13 protein-coding genes are annotated in these 13,235 nt (G+C 50.6%); 1 reads left to right on the top strand and 12 read right to left on the bottom strand.

Annotated elements, in window-relative coordinates:
- Window positions 1-41: 41 nt before the first annotated feature.
- From AB3G37_RS10380 to AB3G37_RS10390, 3 genes are all read right to left on the bottom strand, one after another.
- The gene (locus AB3G37_RS10380; protein ID WP_009636327.1) at window positions 42-809 is read right to left on the bottom strand and encodes an amino acid ABC transporter ATP-binding protein; all 768 of its coding nucleotides are present in this window, start codon (window positions 807-809) and stop codon (window positions 42-44) included.
- A gap of 2 nt (window positions 810-811) precedes the next feature.
- Complete coding sequence (locus AB3G37_RS10385) at window positions 812-1,630, bottom strand: amino acid ABC transporter permease (RefSeq protein ID WP_369790622.1); 819 nt, start codon at window positions 1,628-1,630, stop codon at window positions 812-814.
- Between the two features lie 75 nt (window positions 1,631-1,705).
- Window positions 1,706-2,533 (bottom strand): ABC transporter substrate-binding protein, encoded by an 828-nt coding sequence (locus AB3G37_RS10390; protein WP_369790623.1) that lies wholly within the window; start codon window positions 2,531-2,533, stop codon window positions 1,706-1,708.
- A gap of 203 nt (window positions 2,534-2,736) precedes the next feature.
- On the opposite strand from AB3G37_RS10390, the gene AB3G37_RS10395 reads away from it, so the two are divergent.
- Window positions 2,737-3,801 (top strand): LacI family DNA-binding transcriptional regulator, encoded by a 1,065-nt coding sequence (locus AB3G37_RS10395; RefSeq protein ID WP_369790624.1) that lies wholly within the window; start codon window positions 2,737-2,739, stop codon window positions 3,799-3,801.
- A gap of 51 nt (window positions 3,802-3,852) precedes the next feature.
- Here the strand turns inward: AB3G37_RS10395 and AB3G37_RS10400 are convergent, their stop codons facing one another.
- The 9 genes from AB3G37_RS10400 to AB3G37_RS10440 all read right to left on the bottom strand — a co-directional run bounded on the left by AB3G37_RS10400 (window position 3,853) and on the right by AB3G37_RS10440 (window position 13,170).
- Window positions 3,853-5,091, bottom strand: coding sequence for an O-antigen ligase family protein (locus AB3G37_RS10400; protein ID WP_369790625.1), 1,239 nt, complete (start codon window positions 5,089-5,091; stop codon window positions 3,853-3,855).
- 48 nt (window positions 5,092-5,139) lie between these two features.
- Window positions 5,140-6,360, bottom strand: coding sequence for a putative lipopolysaccharide heptosyltransferase III (gene rfaQ, locus AB3G37_RS10405; protein ID WP_369790626.1), 1,221 nt, complete (start codon window positions 6,358-6,360; stop codon window positions 5,140-5,142).
- A 602-nt stretch (window positions 6,361-6,962) separates the two neighbouring features.
- Window positions 6,963-7,820 carry a transporter substrate-binding domain-containing protein gene (locus tag AB3G37_RS10410; RefSeq protein ID WP_369790627.1) on the bottom strand — a complete coding sequence of 286 codons (858 nt, stop codon included), beginning with the start codon at window positions 7,818-7,820 and terminating at the stop codon, window positions 6,963-6,965.
- 77 nt (window positions 7,821-7,897) lie between these two features.
- Window positions 7,898-8,623 carry an ABC transporter permease gene (locus AB3G37_RS10415; protein ID WP_369790628.1) on the bottom strand — a complete coding sequence of 242 codons (726 nt, stop codon included), beginning with the start codon at window positions 8,621-8,623 and terminating at the stop codon, window positions 7,898-7,900.
- Window positions 8,623-9,339, bottom strand: coding sequence for an ABC transporter permease (locus AB3G37_RS10420; protein WP_009636320.1), 717 nt, complete (start codon window positions 9,337-9,339; stop codon window positions 8,623-8,625). The genes AB3G37_RS10415 and AB3G37_RS10420 overlap by 1 nt, the downstream gene beginning before the upstream one ends.
- Window positions 9,340-9,367: 28 nt before the next feature.
- Window positions 9,368-10,825, bottom strand: coding sequence for a M20 family metallopeptidase (locus AB3G37_RS10425; protein WP_369790629.1), 1,458 nt, complete (start codon window positions 10,823-10,825; stop codon window positions 9,368-9,370).
- A 243-nt stretch (window positions 10,826-11,068) separates the two neighbouring features.
- Window positions 11,069-11,761 carry a CidB/LrgB family autolysis modulator gene (locus AB3G37_RS10430; protein ID WP_009636318.1) on the bottom strand — a complete coding sequence of 231 codons (693 nt, stop codon included), beginning with the start codon at window positions 11,759-11,761 and terminating at the stop codon, window positions 11,069-11,071.
- Entirely contained in the window at window positions 11,758-12,156 is a 399-nt protein-coding gene (locus AB3G37_RS10435) for a CidA/LrgA family protein (RefSeq protein ID WP_369790630.1), read from the bottom strand. The genes AB3G37_RS10430 and AB3G37_RS10435 overlap by 4 nt, the downstream gene beginning before the upstream one ends.
- Before the next feature lie 96 nt (window positions 12,157-12,252).
- Window positions 12,253-13,170: a LysR family transcriptional regulator gene (locus tag AB3G37_RS10440; RefSeq protein ID WP_369790631.1), complete on the bottom strand. Its 918-nt coding sequence runs from the start codon at window positions 13,168-13,170 to the stop codon at window positions 12,253-12,255.
- Between the last annotated feature and the right edge of the window lie 65 nt (window positions 13,171-13,235).

The raw sequence follows: 13,235 nt of genomic DNA on the forward strand, positions 1-13,235 counted from the left end.
TGATTTAATGACTCACGCGGTTTCAGCGGCGTGATTAAAATTCATAGCACTTCGGATAAGAAGCGCTGCAACCGCGCAGACTGCGGGTTATCAAAAATTTGCTCCGGAGTACCGGATTCGACAATTTCGCCTTCATCCATAAAAATCACCTGATCGGCCACCTTGCGGGCAAACCCCATTTCGTGCGTGACGACAATCATTGTCATGCCACGGCGGCACAGGTCGGCCATCAGGTTCAGCACGCCTTTCACCAGTTCAGGGTCCAGCGCCGAGGTTGCCTCATCGAACAGCATCACCTCCGGGTCCATCGCCAGCGCACGGGCAATGGCGACGCGCTGTTGCTGCCCGCCGGAAAGATAGCGGGGGCGATGATCTGCACGCTGCTCCAGTCCGACTTCTTTAAGCCGTTCTGCCGCTAACCGGTAGGCCTGTGCCTTGGGCAGTTTCTTGATTTTCCACGGCGCCATCGCAACGTTTTCCAGCGCGGTGTGATCCGGGAACAGATTAAAATGCTGGAACACCATGCCGATTCGCAGCCGCAGAGCGTCGGGCGAGTCTTTCAACACCGAACGGCCAGAAACAATTACGTCGCCGGACTGCGGTTCGTGCAGGCGATTAATGCCGCGCAGCAGGGTTGACTTGCCGGAACCAGAAGGCCCGATGATGCAGGTGGTGGTGCCGGGCGCAACTTTAAGCGAAACATTACGCAGCACCTGAATATCGCCAAAGGCCAGCGTCAGATTGCTTATTTCCACACTGGCACCGTGAAAGGTCGGCACTGCTTCAGTCGAGGGAGTGGCTAAGGTCATGACTATTGCCCCCGTTCGCTGGTTAAAGGCGTGCTGCTATTACTGGCAGCGGTGCGTGAATTCAGTTGTTGCAGCTCATCGACCTCTTTCAGACTGCTGACCGGGCGCGTCATTTTGCGCCGACCGGTGCGAAAACGCTCATCGACGTAGTTGACAAGGTGAGTCATCGGCACAGTGATCATCAGGTAGAACAGGCCCGCCAGCATCAGCGGCGACAGATTACCGGTAAGCACGGCGGCGTCCTGGCCGACGCGAAAAAGCTCGCGTTCGTTGACCATCAGGCCGAGCAGATAAACCAGCGACGAGTCCTTGATAATCGCGATAAACTGGTTCACCAGCGCCGGTAGCACTCGGCGAATACCCTGCGGCACAATCACCAGCCGCATGGCGCGACCATAGCTCATGCCCAGCGCGCGACAGGCTTCAAGCTGGCCTTTCTCCACGCTTTGGATCCCGGCGCGGAAAATTTCCCCCATGTAAGCACTGGCAATCAGGCTCAGGGCAAAAATCCCCAGCGGGTAGGGCGAAGGGCCAAACAGTTCATAGCTGTAACGAGCCAGTCCCTGACCAATCAGCAAAATAGTCAGGATCGATGGCAGGCCGCGAAACAGATCGGTATAAATGCGCGAAGGAACTCGCAACCAGCGTGAGGGGGAGATCCCCATCAACGCCAGAATCAGCCCGATGCTCGTCCCCAGCAGCGTCGCCGCCAGCGAGATAATCAGCGTATTCATCAGCCCGACTTTTAACAGCTGAGGAAGCACTTCGGCCATCGAGCTGAAATCGAAGAACGTCCGGTGAAGCATTTCGAACAGGCTCATACAGAGACTCGCTCTTTAACGGGGTGAGGTTGCCCTCACCAGCGGATGAAAAGAGACTGCGGGAAACAGGGGGGATTAACCCTCATGCGGCAGGTATTGTTTTGGCATCGGTGAGCCAGGGAACCATTTCTGGTAAAGCTTTTTCCAGGTGCCGTCCTGCATCGAGGCCTGAATTGCCTTGTCCAATGCGGCCTTGAATGCCGGATTACCTTTGGCAATAGCGAAACCTGCCGGTGCATCAAAAGAAGGAATATCGGCTGCGTGTACTAAACCATAACGCGCGGCGTAGTCTTTTGCCGCCTCGTAATCCAGAAAGTCGGCGTCAACCGTGCCGTTATTCAGCGCTGATATCGCCGCGTTGTTATCAGGGAAGCGGACCAGATCGGTTTGAGTAAAATGCTCCACCGCGTAATTTTCCTGCAATGTGCCCTGAACCACCGCCAGACGATGTTTCGCCAGCGTTTTCACATCAGTCACGCCGGAATCTTTGCGGGTCAGCACGGTGAGATAACCTGCCAGATAGCCGTCGGAGAAATCGACCACTTTTGAACGCGCCGGAGTGATACCAATCGCCGCGACTCCCGCGTCATAGCGACCGTTTGCCACCGAGGGTAAAATGCCAGCGAAATCCTGCCCGATAAAACTGACCTTGTTAATGCCGATTCGGTGAGCAACATCGGTAAAAAATTCGACATCAAAACCGGTGAAATTGCCCGAGGCGTCGGTGAAGGTGTAAGGCTTGGCGTCACCCAGGCTGGCCACTCGCAGTTCGCCGGGTTCGATAAGCCCGTAAGGGTTGTCCTGCTTGCCCGCTGCCAAGGCGAACGGGGCCGAAAGAGAAAAGAGTGAAACTGAAACGATCAGTGCAGTAGCCAGCTTAATCAGGGTCTTTTGCGATTTCATGGTGAGTCCGTTTTTGTTGTATTTAACATCAACGACTATTGATTCCCGGTTCTTTATATTTTTTTAGATACCGGTCTCAATGCAGGTGCTGATCAGTGAGTTCAATCGTTGTGAGACCGGTCTCAAATCAGTTATGATGATACTAGCAACGGCTTTATCCGACAGTCAATTGCCCTTAACCAAAGGTGTGATACGAATAACTTATGACAACAGGCAACTTGCGCAGTAAAGCGCCGACAGTGGCGGACGTCGCCCGCGAAGCTCAGGTCTCCAAAGCCCAGGCGGCAAGGGCGCTGGGGGGATACGGTTCGGTCAGTGAAGAAGTATTGACTCGAGTGATGGCTGCGGCAGAAAAGCTGGCTTATCGGCCCAACGAGCTGGCGCGCAGCATGAATACTGGCAAGTCCAATACGCTCGGGGTGATTGTCGGTGATATCGAAAATCCGCACTTTGGGCTGGCGCTGCGCGGCATCTCCGACGTGGCAAGGCAGGCGGGGTTTCACCTGCTGCTGAGCAACAGCGACGAAACGCTGGCGGTCGAGCAGGATGCGGTGCGAGTCATGCTCGATAAGCAGGTCGATGGTGTGATCATTGCGCCTTGCTCCTCGCTTCCCAATGACAATCAGCATCTGGCGCAGATCGTTGCCGACGGCAGAGTGTTAAAACTGTTTGACCGTTCGGTGCCTGATCTTGACGTTGAGGCCATCGTCATTGATTTTACCGCCTCGGCGAAACAGGCCACGCTGGCGCTGCTGGCGGCAGGGCATCGCCGTATTGCCTATCTTACCAGCATGACCTTCAGCAAGCCTTTTGCCTGTTACGACGAGCTTGGCCTGACGCCGGTAGCACAGCGGGTTGCGGGCATGGAGCTGGCTTTTGCCGAGCAGGCGTTAGCGTTTATTCCTGAGCTAATTCGCGGTTCTGCCAGCAGCGAGCGGGCGATAGCGGGGATTATCGAGCAGTTGTTTAATGAAACAGTTCCGCCAAGCGCAATTATCGCCTCGGACAGTGTGATTGCCATGAGTCTGTTACGCGAGTTGGGTCATCGCGGGCTGCGGGTACCGCAGGATGTTTCATTTGTGATGTTTGATAATTTTCCGTGGACCGAGATTGTTACGCCGCCGCTGTCAGTGATTGATCAGCCCGTTTACGAGATGGGTAGAGAAGCGGCACGTAGAATGATCTGTGAATTGCGTGGCGAAGAGCCTGGCCCGATGCCGGCCTTTGCGGCGGAGTTTATTGCAAGAATGTCAATTGGAAGAGTGTAAATCAGGCAAGCTAATTGGAATCAGCACTCTTCAAGACCCCGTAGTCAATTATCATGAGGATTGCGCAACTGATTGTTCTTCACCCTCTATTGTTGCTGAACTCGCTGCAAGTATTGCGACCATCAGAATGAAAAAATACCCCTCCGATATATCTAGTAAAAAAGAATTAAAGAGATTGCAGGCTAAGTAACTACCGATTAACGCAATGAATAGATTGCGTATTTTCCATTGTTGCCTCCATGCTGCGTGCAGGCAGCAAAGCATCCACCCTAAAAAAATTGATAATCCCAGCAGTCCATTTTGCACTGTTTCAAGTAGGTACTGGTTGTGTGGGTTATTAATACTATAGCCGGTATTTAAATTTGAATAGTAAAAGCTGCCAGAACCGTTTCCTAATAGAGGTGATTGTTTTATAAGGCGTAATGATTCTCGGGCAAAGGCAGTGCGTTGTCCCATCGAATTATCGCAGGCCTGTTTTTCATCAGTGGGTAAAGCTAGTAAACAGCCTTGAATCTCCTGCATGCCTTGATGAAGCCGTTGTACAGCCCGATTGGGGATTATCGTCAAAAGAGTGATAACGACTACTGCGCATCCCAAAATAGCTATTCTCTGTCGAGTCGGGAATGTCAAATATAACCAGATAGCAAAACTGACAAAAAGAGCAACATAGCCCGTGCGACCCTGCACCATTAAAAGCACGTTACAGCAAGCTAACAGCACAAGTAGGCTGTATGCCCAACGTAGCGGGCCTTTTTCATCCACAGCTTTTGCCAGCCATATCAGTGCAGCGAAAGCAATAAACACATTTTGTGTTATTTGAAGTTTAAAAACCGTGGGGTTATGAGGATCAAAACCGCCAAAGGTAATTTCTCCAAGTCCGAACAAAAGACTAATTATTAAGATGATGAAATTGGCGAATAAAAATCCACAGATAAACCGGTTTTTCAGATTGGCATTGGTGCTAAAAAACATCGCGAGTGGCAATATCAACAACAATTTAACATATTTATTGACCATTTTTAGGCCATCTGAGTTGTGGGTTAAAAACAGCGAAATAACCAACAGGATAAAAATAAGCAGCGGTAGCACGATAATAGGTTTTTTAACCAGTGAAAAGACCAGGCGCAGATCTCTTTGCCATAATAGACTAACCACGACGAACCCTAATGTAATATTCATCAGAGCCGTGGAGGTTGGAATTGCAATGCCGAGCAAAAAGGCAATAAAAGCTCGGAAGCGATAACCTAAATGCATGACACTGGTTTTTTGAGACCGTGTGAACGTTAGCATAACTTAAACCTTTTAATATGAGCGTATCGAAAGTACTGCTATAAAAAATCACAAAGTCGGCATTAAGTTGTTAAGTTGTTGATCAATCGCTTGAATGACATCAATGACTGAAATGGCGTCGAGATATCGTTCTTCAGTGTTGGTATTGACCTCTTCTGGGGTAGGCAAAATGCGATAATCACCAGCCCAAAGTAGAGTATGTTTAACCTGCCAGGGTGACCACTGTGCCAGATTACTCGGTCCAAATAGAACAACGCAGGGCGTTTGCAGCGCAGCGGCCATATGCATCGGGGCCGAATCTACACCAATAAATAGCGTTGCACGCTCAATGATTACTGCAAGTGTCGAAAGTTCCAGCTCGCCTGCCAGATTGATGACCTTTTGCGGCAGGTTACAGTTAGCCTGAATGGCATCGACAACGCTGATTTCACTAGTCAATCGCCCTGAGCACAGCACGACCGTTCGGCCGGTGGCCGTGAGATGATTAACTATTTCTGTAAAATTGGCTACTGACCAGGTTTTAAATGCCCAGCGGGCTGTCGGTTGTAGCAGCACATAGTCAGTGAGTTGATGACGCTCAATTAATTTCTGAGCCTCATCGATATCGCATTGTTGATAGCTCTGGGTAACCTTGGTGACTCGTGTAGGTAAATCAAGAGGAGCCAGAATACTGAGGTTATTGAGAACCGTATGTTGCTGTTGGTGTCCGTTCATATCGACCAAACGCGTATGGCAAGCTTGCCATAATCGATGATTTCGCTTGGGGAATCTGAACCCAAGACTATAGGTGGGTCTTAGTGCTCGGCAATAAAGCGCCGCTCGCCATTGGTCAGATAGGTTGATTATCATGTCGTAGTGGGTGCTGTGCAGTCGTTTCCATAAATCTTTCTCACCGAGATATTGTGCCCTGCCGCCTTTGTTTTTGAGAGTACGATCTACGGTGTAGACATTGCCGACATAGGGATAACCTTTGATTATCGTATGTGTGTCCCCGTATACCAGCATTTCAATTACCGCGTGGGGATAATTTATTCGTAACGTACTGAGAAGTGGCGTTGTCAGCAGGACGTCCCCGTAGTGGCGCAGTTTGATAACAAGAATATGCAGTACTTTTTCACGAAAGCTAAGCTGAAGCGGCAAGTTACTATCGGTGGAGCAAACCTTTTTTTTACATGCTGATGGTGTTGATAAAGGCCTCATGGATGTATTTTCTCGTATAAAAAAACCTTTTATTATAAAATTTAAAATTATAATAAATAGGTTGACCATGGAAGGTAATGATTATTTATATTGTGAGCTCGGTGAGTCATTGTCAAGGCTCATGGGTTAAACAACCATTTAAACAAGGTATTTATAGTCATAATAATAAGGTAGGGGCTTTTTTTATTAAATATTTCTTTAATTACATTTATTTTGTCTTGATGCATTATTTTCAGGGTTTTTGATGAGCCTTGATGTTGCTTTTTTTAGGTTAATGTATCAATTATCAGCTTCTTGTTATGATATTTCATATGCTTCATGTATGTCTAATAGCGAGATGATAGTATGTGGCAGCATCAGGTCTGAAAAAGAAGTTCTTGTATAAATACATTAAGGTTTGAAGTAATTCAGGTGCCATTAATTAGATTTCAAACTGTTAAGCTAAATTGTTTTTTATTAAATTTAATATTTAATCTCTTATTTAACTATGGGTAAATGCTTTTAAGTTACATCATTGTTGCAGAGGTGATCTTAAAACAACAGATAGCATCGAGGTTTAATTATTATCAACGCTGGCGAATGCATTACATTAAAAAAATACCCTAAGCTAATTAAAATCTACTTATTAATATAAAATACCTCCCCAAACTTCAAGGGAGGTATTTTTGAATTTACTGCGGAACGGTATCCGTCCCGAACCATTTCAGAGCCAGCTTTTTCAGCGTGCCGTCTTGCTTGGTTTGCATGATGGCGTCGTCAAACATCTTCTTCAACTCAGGATCGCTCTTGCGGATACCCACTGCGGAACCCGAGCCGAGCAGCCCGCCAATAAACTGCGGTCCAGCCAGCTGGATATCCTCGTTCCCGGGCTTGGCTTTCGCACCGGTCAAATAGGTTGCCGAGGCAAAGACCATATCTACGCGGCCTGATTTAAGGTCCAGATCGTGCTCCTCAGTGGTTTTATACTGGCGGATGGTCACGATACCTTTCATATATTTTTGCAGGAACTGTTCGCCAATTGACGAGCCTTGCACACCGACAATTTTCCCTTTCAGCAGCGGTGCGATTTTTGCCACTTCGGCTTCGGCTCCGGCTTCATCGGTGGTCAGTGAGAAACGCTTGCCGAGGTCTGGCATTTTGGCCAGCGGGCTGTCTTTCAGCACCGCAAAAGTCTGTCCTGCATTGCTGTAGGGGATCGAGAAATCGATGATTTTTTTACGGGCGTCAGTGGCTGACAGGCCGTCAATAATGGCGTCAAACTTACCGGCGTTGAGGGCTGGAATGATCCCGGCAAAAGGCTGCACCACAATTTCACATTTGACGTTCATTTTCTGGCACAAAACCTTGTATAAATCGATTTCGAAGCCGTCCAGTGTGCCGTCAGGTTTAGTGAAGTTAAACGGGCGGAAAGCCCCCTCGGTGGCAATTTTTACTACGGTCCATTTTTTTCCTTCTTCCGCGTGGCTGCTAAAACTCACAGACAGCGTTGCCGCTAAACACAATGCACTGACCAGTCTTGCCAATTTCATGTTTTATAACCTCTTTTTATAGCATTGATTAAATAACCGCTGGATGTTGTGCCATTGGGCACGAAAAAATGGATTGATTAATGCACCTCACCCACCGGCTTTTTTACCGTGCGGGTCACCGGAGCGCGTAAATGGGGAGTGAGGCGGTACTCGACCAGCATCACCAGGCGGCTTATCACCAAATTGATCAGCAGATAAATCAGGCCAGTCACCAAAAATACTTCCAGCGCGCGATAGGTGTCGGAAATTATCTGCGCGGCAATGCCGGTGATATCCATCAGGGTGATGATTGAGCACAGCGACGTGGACTGAACCATAGAAATCAGCTCGTTGCCGTAGGCCGGTAACGCCTGACGGATGGCAATGGGAAAAATAATTCGCCTCACCATTAACAGGCGCGACATACCACAGGCCCGGGCCGCTTCGATGGCTCCGTGCGGAACAGCAAGCAGGCCGCCGCGCAGAATTTCGCTGCCGTAGGCCGCAGTACACAAAGACAGTGATAGCAGCGCGCAGCCGTAGGGCTCACGCAGTATTGGCCATAAAAAACTGTGGCGAACGCTTTCGAATTGACCCAGCCCGTAGTAAATCAAAAATAGCTGTACCAGCAATGGCGTGCCGCGAAAACAGAACACGTAGCAGCGCGCGGGCTCGCTGAGCCAGCGATAGGGCGAGAGGCGGGCAAAAGCCAGTAACAGTGCCAGACAAAAGCCCATCACTATCGAATAAAAAGTCAGTTGCAGCGTCAGGGGAATACCGGGCAGCAGTTGTAGCAAGGTGTCCCACAGGAATGGAAAATCCATCAGCGTTTAACCCCGCGAGAATAATGTACTTCCGCTCGACGCAGCGACCAGCCGGAAAAGGCCGAGATCACCAGATACAGCAGCGCGGCGGCACAGTAAAAGTCAAACGGCTTACCGGTAGACCCGGCGCCGGTTTGCGCTTTGTTCATCAGTTCGGCCAGACCGGTCACCGACACCAGCGCTGCGGCTTTTAGCACCAACTGCCAGACATTGCCCATGCCTGGCAGCGCGTGACGCAGCAGCAGGGGAATAATGATGCGGTGAATGCGCACCCACGGACTCATGCCAAAGGCTTTGGCAGCTTCGAGCTCCCCGGGCGCGATGGCATAGAAAGCGCCGCGAAATACTTCCGTCTGCTGCGCTCCGGCAGCAATTCCCACGGCTAACATACCGGCCAGAAAACCGGGGAAGCTAATAAACTGCCCTTCACCAAACAGCTTGCCGAGGCTGGTCAGGATCTGACTGCCGCCAAAGTACAGCAGATAGATAATCAGCAGGTCGGGGATGCCGCGAACCACCGTGGTGTAGGCATCGGCGAAATAACGCACTGGCCGATTGCCACTGATTTTTGCCCACGAAAATACTCCGCCAATCACCGCAGCCAGTAAAAAGCCGGACAGCGAAAGGGCAACGGTCATCAGCGCACCGGATAACAGCATCGGCCCCCAACCTCCGGGGCCAAAGCTCAGCGTCTCAAAAAATCCCAGATTACCCATTTCTTATTCCTTGTCAGTCGGGGCGCAATCAATGGCTACCGGGGAACGGCGGCTGTACATCATCAGGAATAGGATTTACAAACGGCGTGCCGGCCAGTCGGCGATCGTGCTCGGCTTTCGCAGCGATAATCAGATCTGGCCGGGTAAACAGATTCAGGGCAGTGCTGGCCATCAGCTTGGCAGAGTGGGTCAGTCCTTTGTGCGCCAGTGAGGATTTACCCTGGGCTACCAGCTGCCACGAGTGGCCCGGCGTGCCAATGGTGTAGGTTGCGCTGCGACATTGCACGGTCGGCACGACCCAGCTGACAGAACCGACGTCTGTAGAGCCAATCATCGAGCTTTCAGGACGATCCAGCGGCACGACGTAGTCGCACAGCAACTCACCCGGCTTATATTCTTGCCCCATGCGCTGGAAGGCGCTGCTGATTTCCTCTTGCGACATAGTCTGCTGAAAACGCGCGGCGTAAGCGCGGTCGGCATCGTCGAAACCCGGTCCACCCAGCCGTTCAAGATGAGACTGCATCAGCTCTTCCAGCACGCGGTTGCCGATCAGATTGGCATCACCGGAGAGGACGTTGCTCTTCATGGTCGTTTCGGTCATCAGCGCAGCGCCCTGAGCGACTTTATCGACGCGTTTAAGCAGTTCGGTCAGCTCAGGCAGGGTGCGGGTGCGCACCAGATAACGGACCGTGGCTTTGGCTTGCACCACGTTGGGCGAGAAACCGCCGCTGTCGGTAATCGCATAGTGAATGCGCGCGCTGGTCGGCATATGTTCGCGTAAATAGTTGATGCCGACGTTCATCAGCTCCACGGCATCCAGCGCGCTGCGACCGAGATGCGGTGTCGCCGCTGCGTGGGCAGCACGGCCAGAAAAGTGATAATTAAGCTCGTTACAGGCCAGCGAGTTGGCATCCATCACGCCGTTAAACGCGCCAGGGTGCCAGCAGATGGCGACATCAACGTCGTCAAACAACCCGGCGCGCACCATAAATCCTTTGGCGGAGCCGCCTTCCTCCGCCGGGCAGCCGTAATAACGGACTCGGCCCGGCAGCCCGCTGGCTTCGAGATAATCTTTTACTGCGGTCGCTGCCAGCAGCGCAGAAGAACCCAGCATATTGTGGCCGCAGCCGTGACCGTTGGCGCCGTCTTGCAGAGGCAAAGGTTCAGCAACATCGGCCTGCTGGCTCAGCCCCGGCAAGGCATCATATTCCCCCAGAATGGCAATTATCGGACCGCCTGCGCCTGCTTCCCCCATCATCGCCGTAGGTAAGTCTGCCACGCCTTCGGTCACGCGAAATCCCTGCTGTTTCAACAGTTCCAAATGCGCTTTTGAAGATTTGAACTCGGTATAGTTAACCTCAGGCGTTTCCCAGATACGATCGCTGAGGTCCCAGAAGATGCCTTTCTTTTCATCGATCAGTGCCCAGGTTTGCTTGAGCAAAGCATCAACTGAATCTTGGGATTCTGGCGAGGAGGTAGGCTGCATGGCAATAATCCTTATTGGCTGGAGAAAGTAGCTTGTATATACAGGGCAATCTACCAAGCAATAAAGAGGCCAAAATTTTATCAATATTAAAATTTATAAAAACAGAGAGCGGTTGGCTGGTGGAGCGCGGCGTGAGAATGGGGGAGGTTAAAGCGTTGAACTAAAATGATCCATCAGGGCGGGTGTCGGCGGGTCCCAATGACTGAAAATGGTGCGGCAATCCCTGCCGCAGTAAATAAAGGATTAACCAAACAGTTTTAACAGGATAGGAAACAGGAACGGGGCCAGCAGCGAAGTAATAATGCCGCAAATCACCAGCGCCAGAGAGCTGTACGCGCCTTCCTGATAATCGACCTCGGCACAGCGAGCGGTTCCCAAAGCGTGCGAGGCGTTGCCCATTGCCAACCCTCGTGAGGCTTTGGTGGTTATCTTTAGCAAATTCAGAATGCTATGGCCAAACACCGCACCGAGAATACCAACGAAAATCACACATACCGCGCTTATCGCCGGAATACCGTTAATCGACTGCGCGGCGGCCATGGCAATGGGCGTTGTCACTGATTTAGGCAGGACCGAGGCGGCAATTTGCGGCGTTGCGCCCATCCATAAAGCGATCGCCGTGCCTGTGGTCATCGCTACCACACTGCCGATAAAGCAGATGCTGATGATGGATTTCCAGCGCGCGCGGATCTGGTGCAGCTGTTCGTACAGTGGAAAAGCCAGTGCAACCACCGCCGGTTGTAACAGGTCATTCAGAATCTTACTGCCGGCAAAATAGCGTGCATACGGAATGTGAGTGACCAGCAGTAAAGGAATAATGATTACCATCGACATCAGCAAAGGGTTAAGCAGCGGCATACGCAGCTTGATTGCCAGCCTGCGGGTGGCGAAGTAAACCAGCAGGGTTAACGGCAGGGACCACCAGATCTGACTCATTTTTCATCCTCCGCTTTACCCGCTACCGGTCGCTCGCCGTGAATGAGGTGAGAAGAAAATGCCACCACCACTAAAACAATCAACGTGCTGACTACGCATGAAACCAGCAATGGACCAAACTGGGTGCGCAGCTGATCGTAATAGTTCATCACTCCAACGCCAATAGGCACAAACAGCAGAGCCATGTAGCGGATTAACACGCTACAGCCCGGCTTGACCCATTGATAAGGCAGGATTTGCGTTGAAAGCAGGGTGAACAGGATAAGCATGCCGATAATGCTGCCAGGAATGGTCAGTGGCAACAGGGCGGAAATCGCGTTCCCAGCATATAAGCAGGCATAAATCAGCACAAATGCCCGTATATATTGAATTGGTAGTGATAGTGCAGTTCTCATGGCCTTTACCCTAGTCTAAATATTCATTCATCATACAATTAAATTTTCTTTGTCGCTAGTGTGACCTGCATCACATTGAGAGTTTCTAAAAATTTATCACGGCCGGGTCAACGAGGGAGAGAGCAGCGTGAAAACATTTTGTAGCCACTGATTGGCTTCACGCTTACCGCTAAAACGATGACTGTATATTTTTACCCGGTATGGCGGCACATAAAAAGGAATCGGATGAATTCTTACCTCAAGCAAGTCAGTAAACTTTTGTGCTGCGAAACGGGGAATAGTCATCAATAAATCGCTTTGTGCAATGATAAACGGAGCACTGAGCATAGACGGAGTTTTCATGGCGATGTGCCGCGCAAGCCCCATTTTCTGCAGTTGATAGTCAATGACCCCCATAGTTTCATTCCAGGGCGTGACCACTAAATGCCGTGCGGCGAGATAGTCCTGCATTGAGAGTGATGCAGTATTTTTGCCACTCAAGGCAATATAGCTGTCTTCCAGCCAGCTAATTTCATGAATTTCATCAGGCCCTTTCTCGTCGGGATCGCTGAACCCAAGAGCAAAATCAAGATGACCGGCGAGTAATTCATTGATGGCCAGTTTTTGTGCTGAATATTGTAATTCAAACTGTACGCCGGGCGCGCTGTGCTGCAAATGCGCCATCAGGGTCGGGAAAATACAGAATGCCGTGTAATCGGTAATGGCCACCTTAAAGCAAACTTTGCTCTGCAGGGGGTCAAACAGAGGTTTAGGTTTCAGGTGGTCGTTTAGCTGCCGCAGTGATTCTGCCACGGGTTGTGCTAGTTGACTGGCATAAACACTGGGCCGCATTTGATTCCCCTCACGGAAAAATAGCGGATCGTTTAACGCGCCTCGTAAGCGGGTTAGGGCATGGCTCAGCGCCGAAGTGCTCATCGCCAATTCATCAGCGGCAAGAGTAACGGACTGATGGCGGTAAACAGCATCGAATGCCAGCAGCAAATTAAGATCGAGTCGGCGCAGGGTAGAATGCATAATATTCAACTTCCATTGATGATATTGCACTTATTTCAACAGTGAACAGAGTTTATGCTATTGGC

Origin of the sequence: Rouxiella sp. WC2420 (assembly GCF_041200025.1) — a bacterium.
In the GTDB taxonomy this organism is placed as follows: Bacteria; Pseudomonadota; Gammaproteobacteria; order Enterobacterales; family Enterobacteriaceae; genus Rouxiella.